This is a genomic window from Microbacterium sp. 4NA327F11 (genome assembly GCF_005503465.1).
Classification (GTDB): domain Bacteria; phylum Actinomycetota; class Actinomycetes; order Actinomycetales; family Microbacteriaceae; genus Microbacterium; species Microbacterium ginsengisoli.
On the sequence record NZ_SCOB01000001.1, the window covers coordinates 162,410 to 180,524 of the forward strand.

General features: G+C 72.4%; 16 protein-coding genes. 6 read left to right on the plus strand and 10 right to left on the minus strand.

Translation table 11 applies throughout. The annotated features are described in order from the left end of the window. The first annotated feature begins 68 nt into the window (after positions 1-68). The 4 genes from FFS51_RS14790 (at position 69) to FFS51_RS00800 (ending at position 5,906) form a co-directional block, all read left to right on the plus strand. On the plus strand, positions 69-836 hold the full coding sequence (locus FFS51_RS14790) for a nucleoside phosphorylase (RefSeq protein ID WP_056206242.1): 768 nt from the start codon (positions 69-71) through the stop codon (positions 834-836). After that, on the plus strand, positions 833-2,194 hold the full coding sequence (locus FFS51_RS00790) for an 8-oxoguanine deaminase (protein ID WP_137877201.1): 1,362 nt from the start codon (positions 833-835) through the stop codon (positions 2,192-2,194). The genes FFS51_RS14790 and FFS51_RS00790 overlap by 4 nt, the downstream gene beginning before the upstream one ends. Before the next feature lie 80 nt (positions 2,195-2,274). Further along, positions 2,275-3,105 (plus strand): FAD binding domain-containing protein, encoded by an 831-nt coding sequence (locus tag FFS51_RS00795; RefSeq protein ID WP_045247997.1) that lies wholly within the window; start codon positions 2,275-2,277, stop codon positions 3,103-3,105. Further along, positions 3,102-5,906, plus strand: coding sequence for a molybdopterin-dependent oxidoreductase (locus tag FFS51_RS00800; RefSeq protein WP_137877202.1), 2,805 nt, complete (start codon positions 3,102-3,104; stop codon positions 5,904-5,906). Before FFS51_RS00795 ends, FFS51_RS00800 begins: the two co-directional genes overlap by 4 nt. Before the next feature lie 3 nt (positions 5,907-5,909). On the opposite strand, the gene FFS51_RS00805 is transcribed toward FFS51_RS00800, so the two are convergent. The 10 genes from FFS51_RS00805 to allB form a co-directional block, all read right to left on the minus strand. Next, complete coding sequence (locus FFS51_RS00805; RefSeq protein WP_235557460.1) at positions 5,910-6,527, minus strand: XRE family transcriptional regulator; 618 nt, start codon at positions 6,525-6,527, stop codon at positions 5,910-5,912. A gap of 3 nt (positions 6,528-6,530) precedes the next feature. Then, positions 6,531-7,397: an ABC transporter permease gene (locus tag FFS51_RS00810; protein WP_137877203.1), complete on the minus strand. Its 867-nt coding sequence runs from the start codon at positions 7,395-7,397 to the stop codon at positions 6,531-6,533. Further along, positions 7,394-8,221, minus strand: a complete 828-nt coding sequence (locus FFS51_RS00815; protein ID WP_048808981.1) for an ABC transporter permease — start codon at positions 8,219-8,221, stop codon at positions 7,394-7,396. The genes FFS51_RS00810 and FFS51_RS00815 overlap by 4 nt, the downstream gene beginning before the upstream one ends. Continuing rightward, positions 8,211-9,032: an ABC transporter ATP-binding protein gene (locus FFS51_RS00820; RefSeq protein ID WP_045247994.1), complete on the minus strand. Its 822-nt coding sequence runs from the start codon at positions 9,030-9,032 to the stop codon at positions 8,211-8,213. The genes FFS51_RS00815 and FFS51_RS00820 overlap by 11 nt, the downstream gene beginning before the upstream one ends. A gap of 28 nt (positions 9,033-9,060) precedes the next feature. Beyond that, positions 9,061-10,152, minus strand: coding sequence for an ABC transporter substrate-binding protein (locus tag FFS51_RS00825; protein ID WP_045247993.1), 1,092 nt, complete (start codon positions 10,150-10,152; stop codon positions 9,061-9,063). Between the two features lie 188 nt (positions 10,153-10,340). Then, on the minus strand, positions 10,341-11,660 hold the full coding sequence (locus FFS51_RS00830; RefSeq protein WP_137877204.1) for an allantoate amidohydrolase: 1,320 nt from the start codon (positions 11,658-11,660) through the stop codon (positions 10,341-10,343). Continuing rightward, positions 11,657-12,844, minus strand: coding sequence for a pyridoxal-phosphate-dependent aminotransferase family protein (locus FFS51_RS00835; RefSeq protein ID WP_084603867.1), 1,188 nt, complete (start codon positions 12,842-12,844; stop codon positions 11,657-11,659). Before FFS51_RS00835 ends, FFS51_RS00830 begins: the two co-directional genes overlap by 4 nt. A 38-nt stretch (positions 12,845-12,882) precedes the next feature. After that, entirely contained in the window at positions 12,883-14,478 is a 1,596-nt protein-coding gene (locus tag FFS51_RS00840; protein WP_171006056.1) for an AtzH-like domain-containing protein, read from the minus strand. Positions 14,479-14,590: 112 nt separating this feature from the next. Beyond that, positions 14,591-15,748 (minus strand): acetamidase/formamidase family protein, encoded by a 1,158-nt coding sequence (locus FFS51_RS00845; protein ID WP_137877206.1) that lies wholly within the window; start codon positions 15,746-15,748, stop codon positions 14,591-14,593. Further along, positions 15,745-17,106 carry an allantoinase AllB gene (gene allB, locus FFS51_RS00850; protein ID WP_137877207.1) on the minus strand — a complete coding sequence of 454 codons (1,362 nt, stop codon included), beginning with the start codon at positions 17,104-17,106 and terminating at the stop codon, positions 15,745-15,747. The genes FFS51_RS00845 and allB overlap by 4 nt, the downstream gene beginning before the upstream one ends. A 149-nt stretch (positions 17,107-17,255) precedes the next feature. On the opposite strand from allB, the gene uraD reads away from it, so the two are divergent. Together uraD and uraH are read left to right on the plus strand one after the other, a co-directional pair. Then, positions 17,256-17,765: a 2-oxo-4-hydroxy-4-carboxy-5-ureidoimidazoline decarboxylase gene (uraD, locus tag FFS51_RS00855; RefSeq protein WP_137877208.1), complete on the plus strand. Its 510-nt coding sequence runs from the start codon at positions 17,256-17,258 to the stop codon at positions 17,763-17,765. Then, positions 17,762-18,085 (plus strand): hydroxyisourate hydrolase, encoded by a 324-nt coding sequence (gene uraH, locus FFS51_RS00860; protein ID WP_137877209.1) that lies wholly within the window; start codon positions 17,762-17,764, stop codon positions 18,083-18,085. The genes uraD and uraH overlap by 4 nt, the downstream gene beginning before the upstream one ends. Positions 18,086-18,115 lie beyond the last annotated feature (30 nt).

Sequence of the window (18,115 nt, forward strand, 5' to 3'; positions counted from 1 at the left end):
CGGATCCGTCGGCTCAGGGCGGGGACGGCGACGATTCCGTTCGTCCATCCACCCCAGGAGCCGCCCCCATGTCCACCGTCGTCGACAAATCCCAGGCAGGGCTCACCGCCCGCCAGTACCACGTCGGACTCGAGCCGGGCGAGGTCTCCTCGGTCGCGCTGCTGCCCGGTGACCCGTTCCGCGTCCCCCTCGTGGCGGAGTTCCTCACCGACGTGCGCGAGGTCGCGTGGCGCCGCGAGCACCGCACGATGACCGGCTGGTACAAGGAGCGCCTCATCACCGCGACCTCCACCGGCATGGGCTGCCCGTCGACCGCGATCGCCGTCGAGGAGCTCGCGCGCGTCGGGGTGCGCTCGTTCATCCGTGTGGGCAGCTCGGCGGGCCTGCAGCCCGGCATCGCCCCCGGTGACCTGCTCGTGAGCGAAGGCAGCTTCCGCAACGACGGCACCACCGACGCCTACCTCCCGAAGGGTTTCCCGGCGGTGCCCGATCTCGAGCTCACGACGACCCTGGCGCGCCACGCCAGCCGCATCGCGGAAGCCGCCGGAACGCGCTCGCACACCGGCATCAGCGTGAGCGACGACGCGTTCTACGCCGAGACGCCCGAATGGATCGGCGAGCTGAACCGCATGGGCATCCTGAACGTCGAGATGGAGGCATCCGCTCTCTACGTCGTCGCGCGTCTGCGGGGGCTGCGCGCCGGCATGGTGTGCGCGTGCTCGAGCAACCTCGTCGAGGGCGCGTCGCTGTACGACGAGTCGAACGCGGCCCTCAAGGACGGCTGGATGCGTTCGATCGAAGCCGCCCTCGACACCGCGGTGGAGCTTCAGCTGTGACCGCGCGTCGCGTGCTCGAGGGCGCCTACGTCGCCACGGTGGATGCCGCGGGCACCGAGCACCGCGCCGGGCACGTGGTCGTCGACGGCGACCTGATCGTCGCGGTGGGCGACGGCCCCGCCCCCGCCGAGCTGCGGGACGGCGCCGAGATCATCGACGCGCGCGGCACCCTCGTCACCCCGGGACTCGTCAACACCCACCACCACCTCTACCAGTGGCTCACGCGCGGCTACGCGCAGGATGCGATCCTGTTCGACTGGCTGACGGCGCTCTACCCGCTGTGGGCGCGCATCGACGCCGACCTCGTCGAGGCGGGCGCCGCCGGCGCCATGGCGGTGCTCGCCCGCTCCGGCTGCACCACGGTCGGCGATCACCACTACGTGTTCCCGCAGGGATCCGGCGACATCGTGGGCGGGCTCGTGGCCGCGGCATCCCGCATCGGCGTGCGTCTGCACGCGACGCGGGGGTCGATGGACCTCGGCGCCTCGCAGGGAGGACTGCCGCCCGACTTCGCGGTCGAGACGACGGATGCCGCGCTCGCGGCGTCGCAGCAGGCGGTCGAGCGGTGGCACGACGCGTCGTTCTCGTCGACGGTGCGCATCGCGATCGCGCCCTGCTCGCCGTTCTCGGTGACCGCCGATCTGCTGCGCGAGGCCGCCGTGCTCGCGCGCGCGCTCGACGTACGGCTGCACACGCACGCGTCGGAGACGGTCGAGGAGGACGCCTTCTGCCAGGAGCGGTTCGGCATGAGCCCGACCGACTACCTCGAGGGCCTCGGCTGGCTCGGCGACGACGTGTGGATGGCGCACGCCGTGCACCTCGACGCCCCCTCGATCGCACGGTACGCGGCCACCGGCACCGGCGTCGCGCACTGCCCGTCGTCGAACGCGCGGCTCGCCGCCGGCATCGCGCCCGTGCACGACATGCTGCGCGCCGGGGTTCCGGTCGGGCTCGGCGTCGACGGCTCGGCGTCGAACGAATCGGGCCAGCTCGGCATCGAGATCCGCGAGGCCGTGCTCATGAACCGGCTGCGTACCGGCTCCGACTCGTTCTCGGTGCGCGACGGCCTGCGCATCGCGACGATCGGCGGCGCCCGCGTGCTCGGACGCGACGCCGAGCTGGGCTCGCTCGAGCCCGGCAAGCTCGCCGACATCGCGGTGTGGCGCATCGACAGGGTGGAGCACGCGGGCATCCTCGACCCGGTGGCCGCCCTCGGGCTCGGCGCGCTCCCGCCCCTCGCCCGCCTGTGGGTCGGCGGACGCGACGTCGTCGTCGACGGCGCCCTGGCGACCGCCGAGGAGCCCGTGCTCGCCGAGGCCGTCGCCCGCGCCTCGGCGGACCTCGCCGCCCGGGCGTAGGGCGCGCTGGGGCGCACTGCCCGGGCCCGCGAAACACCCGCGAAACCGCGGTTTGGTTTGCTGGGTCACGGAGGAATGTTGTGGACATCAACACGGTCGAGAGCTATCGGCTCGCGCGCACCCGCGGCGACCTCGCCCTCGCGCCGGGCGAGGTGATCTTCGCGGGCGGCACGTGGCTGATGAGCGAACCGCAGCCCGAGACATCCGGGTTCGTCGATATCACCGCGATGGACTGGCCCTTCCTCGAGATCTCCGCCGACGGCCTGCGCATCGGCGCGACCTGCCCGATCGCCCACCTCGTCGCGTGGGCCGAGGGTCGGGGCAGCGAGCCCGTGCCCGCCGACTGGCCGGCCGCGCACCTCGCCGTCGACGGCGCACACGCGCTGCTCGCGTCGTTCAAGATCTGGAACGCCGCGACCGTCGGCGGCAACGTCTGCCGCTCGTTCGCCGCGGCCGGCATGGTGTCGTTCGCTGTCGCCCTCGACGCCGTCGCGTGGGTGTGGCGCCCCGACGGCACCGACCTGCGACTGCCCGTGAGCGAGCTCGTCACCGGCAACGGCGAGAACACCCTCGCGGCCGGCGAGGTGCTGCGGGCGATCGAGATCCCCGCGTACGCCCTGCGCTCCCGGGCGCGCCTGCAGAAGATCGCGCTCGCCGAGCTCGGGCGCTCGGGTGCCGTCGTGACCGGCCGCGTCGACCCCGACGGCGCGAGCGTCTTCGCGATCACGGCGGCGACGCTGCATCCGGTCGTGCGACGGTTCCCGTCACTGCCGGATGCCGCGGCCCTCGCCGCCGCGGTCGAATCGGCGCCGTCGTACTACACCGACCCGCTCGGGCCGGCCGACTGGCGCCGCGGCGTGAGCCGTGCGCTCGCGGAGCGCATCCGCATCGAGCTGGAGGCGGGCGCATGAGGTTCACCGTCGACGGCACCCCGCGCGACGCCGAGCCGCGGGCGGGACAGTGCCTGCGCACGCTGCTGCGAGAGACCGGCACGACGAGCGTGAAGAAGGGATGCGACGCCGGCGACTGCGGCGCCTGCTCCGTGCTCGTCGACGGCACCCCTGTGCACTCGTGCATCACCCCGGCGCACCGCGCCCAGGGGCGGGAGGTCACGACGGCGGCGGGGCTCGCGCCCGGCGACGAGCTGCATCCCGTGCAGGAGGCGCTCGTCGAGCACTTCGGCTTCCAGTGCGGGTTCTGCACGCCCGGCATGAGCGTGACCGCGTCGACCTTCGACGCCGACGACGTCGACGACCTCGACCGGCGCCTCAAGGGCAACCTGTGCCGCTGCACCGGGTACCGGCCGATCCGCGAGGCCGTCCGCGAGGCGGTGCTCGGCCCGGTGCGGGAGACCGGGGACGGCTACACGGGCGGCGGTGCGGCCCCGGGCGCCGACACCTCCCCCGCCCCGACAGCGGGGGCGGACGGCGTCGGCCGCTCGGTGCGCCCCGCGCCCGCCCGGCGCGTGGTGCAGGGTCTCGAACCGTACACGTTCGACGAGCCTGTGCCCGGATCGCTCGTGCTGCGCGTGATCGGCTCGCCGCACGCGCACGCGCGCATCCGCTCGATCGACACCGCCGCCGCACGCGCGGCGCCCGGGGTCGTGGCCGTCTTCACCCACGAGGACGCGCCCGCCGTGCACTACTCGACGGGCCGTCACGAGCACCGCACCGACGACCCCGACGACACACTGCTGCTCGACACCGTCGTGCGGCACGTCGGGCAGCGGGTCGCGGCGGTCGTCGCCGAGACCGCCGGCGCCGCCGAGGCGGCCTGCCGTCTCATCGAGGTCGACTACGAGGTGCTCCCCGCGGTGCTCGACCCGGAGGCGGCCCGCGCACCCGGCGCCCCGCTGCTGCACGCCGACCGCACCCCCGCCGACCGGGTCGCCGAACCCCACCGCAACGTCATCGCGTCGCTGCACGAGGGGCACGGCGGCGACATCGACGCGGCCCTCGCCGAGAGCGCCGTCACCGTGTCGGGCACGTGGCGCACGCAGCGCGTCTCGCACGCGCAGCTCGAGACCCACGGCTGCGTCGGCTGGCTCGACGACGACGGCCGCCTCGTCATCCGCTCGTCCACACAGGTGCCGTTCCTCACGCGCGACGAGATCGCGCACATCTTCGACCTCGACCCCGACCGGGTGCGCGTGCACACGGCGCGGGTCGGCGGCGGCTTCGGCGGCAAGCAGGAGATCTTCGCCGAGGACCTCGTCGCGCTCGCCGTGCTGCGCACCGGCCGCCCGGTCGCCTACGAGTTCAGCCGCGCCGAGGAGTTCCAGCGCACGTCGGTGCGGCATCCGATGCGGGTGGCGGTGACCCTCGGGGCGGATGCCGCGGGCACCCTGACGGCGATGAAGATCGACCTGCTGAGCGACACCGGCGCCTACGGCAACCACGCCATCGGGGTGATGTTCCACTCGCTCGCCGAGTCGACCACGATCTACCGCGCCCCGGTGCGTCGCCTCGACGCCGAGGTCGTTTACACGAACAACGTGCCCTCGGGGGCGTTCCGCGGCTACGGCCTCGGGCAGGTCGTGCTCGCGGTGGAGTCCGCGATGGACATGCTCGCCGAACGTCTCGACATCGACCCGTTCGACCTGCGGCGCCGCAACGCGGTCGTCGAGGGCGACAACCTGCACCCCGACCAGGACGAGTACGAATCCGACCTCGTCTGGGGCAGCTACGGTCTCGACCAGTGCCTCGACCTCGCCCAGGGCGCTCTCGAGCGCGGCAACGGCGTCGACGCTCCCGACGGCTGGCTCGTCGGCGAGGGGATGGCCGCGGCGATGATCGCCACGATGGCCCCGCGCGGACACATCGCACACACCACGGCGACGCTCCGGCCCGACGGCACCTACGTGCTGCGCGCCGGCACGGTGGAGTTCGGCAACGGCACCCACACGGTGCTGCGGCAGATCGCGGCATCCGTCTTCGATGTCGGCTTCGACCGCCTCGAGGCCCGCTTCGCCGACACCGACGAGGTGCGGCACGACACCGGCGCGTTCGCGTCGGCGGGCATCACCGTGACCGGCAAGGCGCTGCATGCCGCATGCCTGACGCTGCGTGATCGGATGCGGCGCACCGCCGCCGCGCTCACGGGCACCGAGGAGTCGGCGGCCGTGGTGACCGGCGACGGGGTGCGCACCCCTGCGCGGATCGTCGGCTTCGGCGAGCTCGTGGCCGCGGCGCCCGCTGCGGAGCGCACCGAGGAGGGGCTCGTCGGCGACGGTGCCGAGTACGGCGACCTGCGCTCGCTCGCCTTCAACGTGCACGCGACCCGGGTGGCCGTCGATCCCGAGACCGGCACCGTGCGCATCCTGCAGAACATCCAGTCGGCCGACGCCGGCTTCGTCATGAACCCGGCGCAGTGCCGCGGCCAGATCGAGGGCGGCGTCGCCCAGGGGGTCGGCAGCGCGCTCTACGAGGAGGTCATGATCGGCGACGACGGCCGGGTGATCAACCCGGTCTTCCGCACCTACCGCGTGCCGCAGTCCGCCGACGTGCCCGACACCGAGGTGCTGTTCGCGTCGACGAACGACGACCTCGGCCCCTTCGGCGCCAAGTCGATGAGCGAGTCGCCCTACAACCCCGTGTCGGCGGCGATCGGCAACGCGATCAGCCGCGCGATCGGGGTGCGCGTGTTCGAGCAGCCGTTCTCGCGCGACCGCGTGTGGCGGGCCCTGCAGGCCGGTGACGCCGGCGGCCGGTGACGCTCAGTCGGTCGCGGCGGAGTGCGGCGGCCGCTGCTTGACGATCAGCAGCCGGAACGGTGCGCCGTCAGCCGACCACGTGCGGTGGGCGACGCCGCCGGCGTAGTACGACGAGTCGCCCACGCCGAGCTCGGTCACCTCGCCGTCGAGGTCGAGGCACACACGTCCGTCGAGCACGTAGGAGAACTCGTCCTCCGCGTGGGCGAAGTAGTCGCCGGGCGCGGTGTTGTCGGCCGCGTAGACCATCGGATGGAACGGGCGCACCGGGTGGGCCAGCAGCCTCCCCGACCCGACGGCGAAGTCGGCTTCGAGGTCTCCGCCGGCGCCGCGGTGCACCTCGGTCGCCGGCACGTCGGCAGTCGGCGCCTCGGCGGCGGCGATCAGCTCGAGCGGGCTCGTGCCGAGCGCCACCGCGATGCGGCGCAGTGATCCGAGGCTCGGTTGGGCGAGTCCGCGCTCCAGCTGGCTGAGGAACGGATGCGACAGCTCGGTCGCGGTCGCGAGCTGCACGAGGGTGAGCCCGCGGGCCTTGCGCAGTCCGCGCACGTGCGCGCCGAGCAGTCCCGCCGCGAGCAGATCGGATGCCGCGGCACCCCCGACGATCGCGGGTTCGGCGCTCACGCGCTACACGCCCCGCTGGCCCTGCATGCCCATCCGGGCCAGCACCACGTTCTCGATGATCTGGATGACGTTGTAGAGCACGAGCGCGATGGCGGTGACCCCGGCGATCGACGCCCAGACGGCGTTGTACTGCGCCTGCGACAGGTAGCCGCCGATGCTGCCGCCGACACCGCCGCCGACCGCCAGCCATTCGGCGAGCAGTGCGCCCGTGATGGCGCCGGGCACGGAGATGCGCACGGCCGCGAAGAACGCCGGGAGCGACGAGGGCATCGCGACCTTCATGAGGCGCGCGAACGAGCCGCCGCCGTAGACGGTGACGAGGTCGTTCATCTGCGGTGCGGCGGATTTCAGGCCGAACGAGATGTTCACGAGCGCCGGGAAGAGCACCACGATGCCGCCGATCACCGCGATCGACCAGACCTCGCGACCGAAGATGAGGATGATCACGGGTGCCATGGCGACCAGCGGCACCGACCTCAGCAGCATGGCGATCGGCATGAGCGCGTGCTCGGCGCCCTTGCTCAGCTGGAAGATCATGGCACCGACGAGGGCGACGAGGAGGCCCGCGATGAAGCCGACGACCGAGTGGGCGAGGGTCTCGCCGATGGTCGCGAAGATCTTGTCGCGGTTGGTCGCCGCGGCGGGAACCACGAACAGGTAGTTCCAGACGTCGAGCGGGCCCTTCGCGACGAACTTGGAGACGTTCAGCAGCGACAGGGCGCCGGCCCACAGCACGATGACCGCGACGATGGTGCCGACGAAGTTCACGACGCTCCACAGCAGCGCGCGCAGCACGCTGCGCCGCGCCTGGGCGCGCAGGGTACGGGTGAGGTCGGTGGCGGACTCGGATGCCGCGACGGCTGTCGTCATGAGCGCCCCTTCGACCAGGGCGCGATCGCCCGCGCGATGAACCCGACGAGCACGTAGCCGAGCATCGCCACGAGACCGCTCAGCAGCGCGATCGCCCACACCTGGGGCGCATTGAGCTGCTGCTGCGCGATGACCATGATCACACCGACGCCCACTTCGACCTTGCCGAAGAACTCACCGAGCACGGCGCCGAGGAACGCGGCCGGAACGGCGATCTGCAGGGCGTTGAGGATTGCGGGAAGGGCGGCGATGAGACGCACCTTCACCAGCTGCGTGAACTTCGACCCACCGTAGACCGTGACCACGTCGAGGCTCGACTTGTCGGCCGACTTGAGGCCGAGCAGCGCTCCGACGACGGTCGTGAAGAAGACCGAGAGGGCGGCGAGGAAGATCGCGGTGCCCGAGGGCTGCCCGATCGGTGGGGCGCCGATGAGCACCACGGCGATCTGGCCGAGCGCGACGATCGGAACGCAGTAGGTGAGGATCGCCAGCTGCATCGCGACCGACTCGAGGCGCGGGACGACGAGCACGACGGCCGCGAGGAGCAGCGCGAGCACGTTGCCCCAGAGGTATCCGATGCCCGCTTCCGCGAGGGTCACGGCGAAGTTCTTCGCGTAGAAGTCCCACCCGGTCTGCGCGATCGTGACGACGACCTCGAGCGGCGTCGGGATCGGCCTAAGGCCGGTCGGGGTGACCCAGGCGAGCCCGACGATCCACCACACGATCACGAGGGCGACGCCCCCGATGAGCCCCGTCATCCACGGCGGGAGACGGACGTCCTCGAACGTGACGCCGCGGCCCTTCGTCGGGGAGTCAGTGGTCATCGGTGGCTGCGCCTCCCGCGCCGAACAGCAGATCGGACGCGTGATCGACGTAGGCGTGGAACTCCGGGGTGCGCATCATCTCGGGGGTGCGCGGGCGGGGGAGGTCGATCGTCATGACCTCCTTGATGCGTCCGGGCCGCGGGCTCATGACCGCGACCTGGTCGGAGAGGAAGATCGCCTCGGAGATGCCGTGCGTGACGAGCAGGGTCGTCGCGGGCTTCTCGGTCCAGATGCGCAGCAGCTCGAGGTTCAGGCGCTGCCGGGTCATGTCGTCGAGCGCGCCGAACGGCTCGTCGAACAGCAGCACCTGCGGCTTGAGGATGAGGGAGCGGGCGATCGAGACGCGCTGGCGCATGCCGCCCGACAGCTGCGCGGGCTTGGCCTTCTCGAAGCCCTTGAGACCGACGAGCTCGATCATCTCGGTGACGTAGTCGTTGTCGACCTTCTGTCCCGCGATCTCGAACGGAAGGCGGATGTTCGACAGCACGCTGCGCCACGGCATGAGGGCCGAGTCCTGGAAGGCGATGCCGAGCTTGTGGTCGCGGCGGAGCTCCTTGGGGCTCTTGCCGTCGACGCGAGTGGTTCCGCTGGTGGGCTGCTCGAGCCCCGCCAGGATGCGCAAGATCGTCGACTTGCCGCATCCTGACGGGCCGAGCAGCGACAGGAACGTGCCCTGTGCGGTGTGGAGGTTGGCGTCCTGCAGCGCGACCACGTTCTTGCGGCCGGTCGTGAAGACCTTGTTCAGTGCGGTGATCTGAAGGCCGGTGCCCAGGTTGTCCTGGGCACCGGTCTCGACAGCGGGCTGCGTCACGACGCTCTTCTCCGTGTGGTGGTGCTGATTACTTGGCGTACTTCACGAGGCCGGGGTTCTCCTGGTAGACCTCGGTGAGCAGCGACATGTCGAACAGGTCGGAGGCCTTCAGGGTGATGCCGGCGCCCGAGAGCGACTTGATGGTTGCATCCTGCAGGGTCTGCGAGATGGTGAACAGGCCGTTCTGCGCGGTCTCGTCGGAGACGACGAGCTTCTGCGCCTGCTCGGTCGCACCGGCGATCGAGTTGGTCAGGTCGAGTCCGAGGTCCTTGCCGTAGGTGTTGACGGCGAGCTCGGCGCCGGCCTGCGGGTTGTTGACCGCGTCGGACCAGCCCTGGATCTCCGCCTTCAGGAACGCCTTGAGCTTGTCGCGGTTCTTCGCGATCTGGTCGTCGGTCGTCGTGATGGTCTCGGCGACGAACGGCAGGCCGTTGTCGGCGAACGGGAGGTTCGCGACGCTGTAGCCCTTGGCGGCCACGGTAATCGACTCGTTCGTGAGGTAGGCGATGTAGCCGTCGATCTCACCGGAGAGCAGCGGCGCCGGGTCGTACTGCACGGGCACGACGGTCAGGTCGCTCTCGCTCATGCCGTTGGCCGCGAGGAACGCGTCGAACAGTGCCTTGTTCGAGTCCTGCACGCCGATCTTCTTGCCCTTGAGGTCCGAGGGCTTGGTGATGTTGCCCTTGTCGGCCAGCGAGAGCACCGTGAACGGGTTCTTCTGGTAGGTCGTGCCGATGATCTTCAGCGGCGCGCCCTCCGAGGCGACGACCGAACCGATCGAGACGGCGTCGGAGAGGGCCACATCGGCCTTGCCCGAGAGCAGCTCGCTCGCACCGGTCGAGGGGCCGGGGGTCATGTTGACCTTCGAGAAGCCGGCGGCGGTGAAGTAGCCGTTCGCGTCGGCGAGGAACTCGCCCGAGAACTCCTCGTTCTTGATCCACGACAGCTGCAGGTTCAGCTCGCCGTAGGTGCCGGGGGCGACCGAGGCGGCGCCGGTCGACGTGGGGGCCGTCGTGCTCGACGAGCTCGACGAGCAGGCGGACAGGGCGACGGCCGACACGGCGACCGCCGCAAGGGCGACCGCCGCGCGCAGCGCGCGCTTCGAGGTGCGGATGTTCATATGCTGTGTCTCCAGATGCTGAGTGCGTCGGGTCGGGACTCGTCTCTCACGTACCCGCCGGGTGCTCTGGGAACGACGAGGCAGCGGCGCAAGGGGCGACTCACTCGACGCTAGGCGATGGAGATTTCATCAACATCCGCTCGAATGTTTCCGCGGCGTTACGCGTCGCTTCGAACCGGAGTCGGTGATCAGCGGCGCTCGTGGCCGAGGAGCACCACTGATTCTGCCAGCGCCCGGATGCCCGCGGCGACGTCGGCGGCGCTGACCGCCTCATCGGGATGGTGGCTGATGCCGTCGGGGTTGCGGAGGAACAGCATTCCGACGTCGGTGATCGCCCCGATCGTCATCGCATCGTGACCTGCCCGCGAGAAGATCGTCGCCGGATCGGATGCCCCGGGGGCGCCAGTCGCGCCGATGCCCTCGCGCACGACGTCCTGCAGCAGCGGCGCGCACATGACCGCGGCGGCGTTGTGCACCTCGCGTGAGCGCCATCGCAGGCCGCGGCGACCCATGATGCCGTCGAGCTCGCGGGAGATCTCGTCGAACACGCGGTCGCGTTCGCCGTCGAACTCGCCGCGCAGGTCGAGGGAGAAGTGGGTCTCGCCGGGGACGATGTTGACCGCCCCGGGGAAGGCCTCGAACTGGCCGACCGTGCCGATGATGTGATGCTCGGTGCGGCAGATGCGCTCGATCGCGAGCGCCGCCTCGCTCGCACCGAGCAGGGCGTCACGGCGCATGTCATAGGGAGTTCCGCCCGCGTGCCGGGCCTCGCCCTCGACGACGAGCTGGAAGCGGCGAGCCGACGCGATCGACGACACCACGGCGAGGGCCTCCCCCCGCCGGTCGAGTTCCGGGCCCTGCTCGATGTGCGCCTCGAGGTAGCCCACGAGGCTGTCGGGGCGTCGCGCGGCCTCACCGATGCGTCCGGGGTCGAGTCCGAACTCGAGGAAGGCCTGGCGCAGAGTGGTGCCCGCGGCATCCGTCAGCGCCCACCAGTCGTCGTTCCACAGTCCCGCGACCGCCGACGACCCGAGCAGCGCCTTGCCGAAGCGGGTGCCCTCCTCGTCGCTGAAGGCGACGACCTCGATCGCGAACGGGAACGGCGAGCGCCATGCACTGTCGCTGTCGCCCGCGGGCACGCGCAGCAGACGCACGATCTCGAGGCCCATGAGCACGCCCACGATGCCGTCGTAGCGCCCCGCGTCGGGCACGGTGTCGAGATGCGAGCCGATGAGGAGCGCGGGAGCGTCGGAGATCACCGCGCCCGACGGATCGAGCACATCCAGGCGGCCGAGCTGGTTGCCCGCGGCATCCTGTCGGGTGCGCATGCCGAGCTCGCGCATCCACTCCGCGGCGAGACGGTTCACTCGGGCGTGCTCCGCCGACAGGTAGACGCGCTCGATGCCCTGGTCGGCGGCGCTGACCCGGGCGAGCTCGTCGCAGCGGTTCATGACGCGCCTCGCCGCGGCCGCGATGCGGTCGGGCGAGCCGAGGGACGGCACCGTCACGCGGGCGCCCCCGCGAACACGTCGCGCGCCGCCTCGACACCGCCACCCACGGGCACGGCCGCGCCGAAGCGCCGCAGCACGCTCTCGAGCGCCGCGAGGGTGGTGAGCACGGCGTCCTTGCGGGCGTTGTAGCCCATCGTGCCGATGCGCCACACGCGACCGTGCAGCGGACCGAACGACGTGCCGATCTCGATGCCGAAGTCGTCGAGCAGCGCGGCGCGGGCGACGTCTCCCGGAACCCCCTCGGGGATCTCCACCGCGACCACGTTCGCCATCTTGTGGGCGACGTCGCCGAAGACCGTCAGCCCCAGCGCCTCGACGCCGGCGAGCATGGCGTCACCCGCGAGCCGGTGGCGCGCGATGACCGCGTCGCGGCCCTCGCCCAGCAGCACGCGCGCGCACTCGCGGGCGGCGTAGAGCATGCTCGTCGCCTCGGTGTGGTGGTTGAGCCGGCGCGGACCCCAGTAGTCGAGGATCATGCCGAGATCGAAGTAGTTCGAGCGCACGAAATCGGATGCCGCGGCATCCCCCTCCTCGCGGATGCCGGCCTCCACGCGGCTGCGCGAGCGGACCACCTCGACCGCGCGGGGCGACAGCGTGATCGGCGCCGACCCGGACGGACCGCCGAGGCACTTCTGCAGGCCGGCGGTGGCGGCATCCAGCCCCCAGGCATCGGCCTCGAACGGGTTGCCGCCGAGCGACGCGGTCGCGTCGGAGTAGAACAGCACGCCGTGGCGGGCGCAGATCGCGCCGATCTCGTCGAGCGGCTGGTTCATGGTGGTCGAGGTGTCGCCCTGCACGAGGGCGAGCAGGGTGGGCTTGACCCGCACGATGGCCTCTTCGATGGCCGACGGGGTGAACACCTGGCCCCAGGCGGTCTCGATCGTGTGCACCTCGGCGAGCGCGCGCTCGGCGATCTCGGCGAGCAGGTGCCCGAACCGCCCGAACACGGGCACGAGCACCCGGTCGCCCGGGCGCACGAGCGAGACGATCGCCGCCTCGATGCCGGCGCGCGAGGTGCCGTCTATGAGCAGGGTCGCGTCGTTGCCTGTCGCCCAGACCTCGCGGTAGAGCTGTTGGGTCTCGGCCATCGCCTGCGTCATGAACGGGTCGTACTGCCCGACGAGCGGCGCCGACATGGCCCGCAGCACGCTCGGGTACGCCGAGATGGGGCCGGGCCCCATCAGTAGGCGCGCGGGCGGGTCGATCGGGCCGGGGAGGGTCACGGGAGGTCCTTTCGGAGGGCGAGGCCGGCGGAGAGACGACGCGCGAAGCGCACCAGCGCGACATCCGTGCCCGGCCGGGAGACGAAGCAGACGCCGACGGGGGCGGGTCCGAGCTGCGAGGGCACGGTGAGCAGCGGCACCGAGATCGCGGGCGCGCCGCCGACCGCGGCGGGGGCGGTCATGCGCAGGGTCGCCTGGCGCACCGCGTCGACGCGGTCGCCGTCGGAGGTGCGCACGGGCGCCGGGCCGGGCACGGTCGGCAGCACCAGCACGGCGTCGCGCACCAGACTCTGCACGTGGTCGCGGAGCGGCTCGAGGGCGGCGCGTGCCGCGGTCTCGTCGTCGCGGGTGACGGATGCCGCGATGCGGAACCGTTCGGCGACGGCGGCGCCCAGCGCGGTCGGGTGCGCGCGCACCCACTCGGCGTTGTTGCGCCAGGCCTCGGCGCCCTGCACGGTGCGGAACGCGGCCAGGTAGTCGTCGAGGGATCCGACGCTGACCCGGCGAAGGCTCGGCGCGTCATCGAGGCCGGCGATGCGGGCGAGCAGCGCCTCGAAGGCCGCACGGGTCTCGGGCTCGGCGGCGTCGACGATCTCGTCGGGCACGAGCAGGCGGGCGGGCAGATCGGCGCCCGACTCGCCGAAGACGCTCTCGGTCGAGGTCGACCCGTCGTAGCTCAGCGACCAGTCGACGACCCGCTGCAGGGTGTCGCCGTCGCGGGTGAGCCAGCCGATCGTGTCGAACGACTGGGCGAGAGGCAGCAGGCCCTGGCGCGGCACGAGGCCGTGGGTCGTGCGCAGTCCCCAGAGCCCCTGGTAGGAGGCGGGAACACGGATGGAGCCGGCCGTGTCGGTCGCGAGCCCCACCGACGCCTGCCCGGTGGCGACGGCCGTCGCCGGGCCGCTCGACGACCCGCCGGGCAGGGCACCCGCGAGGGCGCCGTTGGGCGGGGTGCCGTAATGGGCGTTGTCGCCGGCGATCGAATAGGCGAACTCGTCGGTGCGGGCGATTCCCCGCAGCGACGCCCCGCCGCGCAACAGCTCCGACACGGCGGCGGCGTTCGCCGTCTCGGGGCGGGCCGTCTCGAGGAAGGTCGGGTTGCCGGCACCGATGCGATAGCCCTTGATGGCGAAGAGGTCCTTGACGGCGACGGTGAGACCGTCGAGCGGCCCCTCCCATGCGCCCTGCAGCAGCGGGTCGCCGACCGAGCGCCACACCGACCGGTCGAGCGCCTGCGCGCGCGGGGTGACGTGGGCCGCGGTGATCAGCCAGCGGCCGTCGAGGCGCTCCCAGATCTGCGTCTGCAGGCCGGTGCCGCCGCCGCGGTAGCGCGAGATCGACACGAGCAGCGCGACATCCGGCGCCAGCTCTCGGTACTCGATGCGCTCGATCTCGCGCGGCGGCACCCCGCCCCGCACCCCGCGGAACGCGCTGATCGCGTCGTGACCGACGAGCAGGCCCGCCGCGTCGCCGCGCAGGGTGCCGGGTCCGGGGGCGAACAGCTCGTCGAGAACGGCGAGATCGTTGTCGAGGATCGCCCGCTCATACCGGTCGAACGCGGTGAAGAGGGCATCGGGGATGTCGCGGCTCACGGCACCCCCGGGGCATCCGTGGTCGTGGCCTGTGTGGCGCGCGCGACCCCGGCCGCGGCGCGCGCGACCCTCGCCGTGAGAACAGGCGAACTCTCGTGCACAGGACGCTTCGTCACGTGTGGTCCTGTTCCGGCGCGTTCTCCTGCGGTCCAGCCGTGGCGGGCGCGGCGGGCGTCGCAGGCGCGGCGGGCACCGCGGCGAAGTCCGCCACTCGGATGCGCGCGTGCACACCGGTGACGATGTCGACGACCTGCGAGATGTCGAAGTCGGTCGCCGCCGACAGGTAGGCATAGGCGAGGTGCTCGGACATGCCCCAGCGCGCCTGGATGAGCGCGAGCGCCGCCCGCACGCAGGCGCGCATCCCCTCATTGAGGTCGCGGTCGAGGCCGGTCGGCACGAGGTAGTCGGCGGTCTCGACGAGCGGGCCGAGCACGTCGCCGAAGGCGGCGAGCGCCTCAGCGCGCGGCACGACGTCGAAGCGCAGCGTCGCCCGCAGCGACGCCTCGAGCGCGGTGAGCGCCACCTCGCCGTCGCCCTGAGCGAAGTGCGGGTCTCCGACGTAGGCGAGGGCGCCGTCGACCTGCACGGGCAGGTAGAGCACCGAGCCCTCGGTGAGCAGCTTGATGTCGATGTTGCCGCCGAAGTTCGAGGGCGGCACCGAGTGGGGGCGCTCGTCGCTGTCGGGCGCGACGCCCATGGTGCCGAGGAACGGCGCGAGCGGGAACTCCACCACGCGCGGACCGCCGTCGGTGAGCGGGAGGGTGCCGACGAGGCATCCGTCGCGGTCCTCCACCGGGGTGAAAACGCTCATCGTGCCCTCGCCGCGCGGCAGCTCGCCGGGGAGCGCGCCCTTGCCGTGCCTGTTGGAGATGACCCCGTACGGCACCCGCGGCTGCAGGGCGACGACGGTGATCTTCAGCAGGTCGCCGCGGCGGGCGCCGTCGATGCGCACGGGCCCGGTGACGACGTGGGGTCCGTCGGCGGCGGGGTCGCGCGAGAGTGCGGCGGCGATCGCGACGGCGTCGTCGAGCACGGATGCCGCGACCACCCCGTGACCGGTGAAGTAGCCGAGCGGGTCCTTGCCCTGGTCCTCGAGGATGCCCTCGTGGCTGACCGTGTCGATCGTCACCGTGGTGCCCGCGGGAACGGTGAGCACGGGCGCGTCGGCGCGCGAGGGCAGGCGCCCCCACGTGACCGTCTCGGGGCTCGCCGGCAGGTAGACATCGGCCGGGATGGGTCCGGTGTGGGGCTGGAGGATCTCGAACGTCATCGTTCCGCTCCCGTGGGTCGCAGGGTGTGCAGGATCTCGGCGCCGGCTCGCACGCCGACCCCCTCGCCGAGGCGGAAGACCTCGTGCCCGGCGAGATAGGTGCGCTCGACGCGGCCCGTCAGGGTCTGGCCGTGCCACGGCGAGAGCTTGTTGCGGTACTCGAGCTCGGCGGCGTCGACCGTCCAGGCGCGATCGGGCGCGAAGACGGCGAGGTGCGCGGGGGCGCCGACGGCGATCTCGCCGAGGCCGGGCTGGCCGGCGATGCGCGCGGGGCCCTCGGTCATGAGCGGGAGCACGCGCTCGAGGGGGATGCCGCGTCCCGCCGCCGCGGTCCAGATCGCCGCGAGCCCGGTCTGCAGCCCCGCGATCCCGCCCCAGGCGAGGCCGAAGTCGCCGCCGCCCTGCTCCTTGAGCTCGCGGGTCGAGGGCGAGTGGTCGCTGACGATCGCGTCGATCGTGCCGTCGAGCACGCCCACCCACAGGAGGTCCTGGTTGGCGCGGTCGCGGATCGGCGGGCAGCACTTGAAGGCGCCCGCACCGTCTGGCACATCCTCGGCGGCGAGGGTCAGGTAGTGGGGGCAGGTCTCGACGGTGAGGCGCACACCGTCCGCCTTCGCGGCGCGCACCGCGTCGAGGGCGCCGCCGTCGGAGACGTGCACGATGTGGGCGCGGCCACCCGTGCGGCGGGAGGCCTCGATGACCTGCTCGATGGCCGCCTGCTCGCTCATCGGCGGGCGGGTCGCGAGGAAGTCGGCGTAGTGCACGCCGAGCGCGCCGTCGCCGTGCAGGTGGGCGGGGTCTTCCGCGTGCACGATGAGCACGCCGTCGAATGTCGCGATCTCGGCGAGCGCCGCCTCGAGCTGGTCGGCGTCGAGGTGGCCGAACTCGTCGATGCCCGACGGCGACAGGAAGCACTTGAAGCCGACGACACCGGCGGCGGCGAGCTCGGCGAGGGAGCCGAGGTTCTCGGGCACGGCGCCGCCCCAGTAGCCGACGTCGACGGCGAGCTTGCCGGCGGCGGCGGCCCGCTTGGCGGCGAGCGCCTCGGGGGTGGTCGTGACCGGCACGCTGTTCAGCGGCATGTCGAAGAGGGTCGTGACGCCGCCGGCTGCGGCGGCGGCGGTGCCGGTGGCGAAGCCCTCCCACTCGGTGCGGCCCGGCTCGTCGAGGTGCACGTGCGAGTCGACGAGGCCCGGCAGCAGCACGGTGTCGTCGGGCAGGACGACGTCGGCGGCGGGGTCGAACGGCCCAATGGCGGTGATCACGCCGTCGACGATCGAGACGGATGCCTCGTCGAACTCTCCGGCGACGAGCACACGGCGGGCCGCGATCGTGAAGGCGGGGGTCGTGCGCGACATGGCCCCACCCTAGGGCCGGTGCGTTTCACAGATGTAACCAGGATGAACATTCTGTGACGCGTGCGGGCGACCTCTCGCGCCGATCCGGCGGCCGCCTCGGACACCGGATCGGCGCGAGGCGACACCTGCCGCCCGGATAGGGTGACGCCATGCGCATCGCCGAGTTCGACGCCCTGCCCGCGCGCGACGCGGAGGACGTCGTCTCGGTGTGGGCAGCGATCCCCGCCTGGGTGACGGATGTCGTCGCCCACCGCCCGTACGGCACGGTCGAGGCCCTCGCCGACCATGCCGCGCGGACGGCGGGTGCGTGGTCCCGCGCCGACCTCGACGCCGCCCTCGCCCACCACCCCCGCATCGGCGAGAAGCCGAACGGCGCGGGCGCGGAGGCCGCGGCATCCCGAACCGAGCAGGCCGCGATGGCGACCGCCGACGACGACGTCACCGCGGCGATCGCGCAGGGCAACCGCGACTACGAGCAGCGCTTCGGGCGCGTGTTCCTCATCCGCGCGGCGGGCCGCACACCCGCGGAGATCCTCGCCGCCCTCACCCGCCGCCTCGCCCACGACCCCGAGACCGAGGAGCGCGAGGCCGCCGCTCAGCTCGCCGAGATCGCCCTGCTGCGCCTGCGCACCGCCGTCACCGAAGGAGACCCCGCATGAGCCACCTCACCACCCACGTGCTCGACGCCGCCACGGGCGCTCCGGCGTCGGGCGTCGGCGTCGTGCTCGCCCACGCCTCCGGCGCGGTCATCGCCCAGGGCGCCACCGACGGCGACGGCCGGCTCGCGCTCGGACCCGATGCGCTCACGGCCGGCGACTACACGCTGACGTTCCTCACCGGCCCGTACTTCGCGGCGGTCGGCGTCGAGACGTTCTACCCGCACGTGGCCGTCACGTTCCGCGTGCAGCCGGGCCGCGCGCACTACCACGTGCCCCTGCTGCTGAGCCCGTTCGCCTACTCCACCTACCGCGGCAGCTGACCCGCGCTGCCGGTCGATCGCCGCCCGCCC

Excerpts from the sequence above, each read along its gene's own strand:
- uraD (WP_137877208.1), top strand. The coding sequence starts at position 17,256 with ATGCGCATCGCCGAGTTCGACGCCCTGCCCGCGCGCGACGCGGAGGAC.
- FFS51_RS00815 (WP_048808981.1), bottom strand. The coding sequence starts at position 8,221 with ATGACCACTGACTCCCCGACGAAGGGCCGCGGCGTCACGTTCGAGGAC.
- FFS51_RS00800 (WP_137877202.1), top strand. The coding sequence starts at position 3,102 with ATGAGGTTCACCGTCGACGGCACCCCGCGCGACGCCGAGCCGCGGGCG.
- uraH (WP_137877209.1), top strand. The coding sequence starts at position 17,762 with ATGAGCCACCTCACCACCCACGTGCTCGACGCCGCCACGGGCGCTCCG.
- FFS51_RS00835 (WP_084603867.1), bottom strand. The coding sequence starts at position 12,844 with ATGGGGCCCGGCCCCATCTCGGCGTACCCGAGCGTGCTGCGGGCCATG.
- FFS51_RS14790 (WP_056206242.1), top strand. The coding sequence starts at position 69 with ATGTCCACCGTCGTCGACAAATCCCAGGCAGGGCTCACCGCCCGCCAG.
- FFS51_RS00845 (WP_137877206.1), bottom strand. The coding sequence starts at position 15,748 with ATGACGTTCGAGATCCTCCAGCCCCACACCGGACCCATCCCGGCCGAT.
- allB (WP_137877207.1), bottom strand. The coding sequence starts at position 17,106 with ATGTCGCGCACGACCCCCGCCTTCACGATCGCGGCCCGCCGTGTGCTC.
- FFS51_RS00810 (WP_137877203.1), bottom strand. The coding sequence starts at position 7,397 with ATGACGACAGCCGTCGCGGCATCCGAGTCCGCCACCGACCTCACCCGT.
- FFS51_RS00825 (WP_045247993.1), bottom strand. The coding sequence starts at position 10,152 with ATGAACATCCGCACCTCGAAGCGCGCGCTGCGCGCGGCGGTCGCCCTT.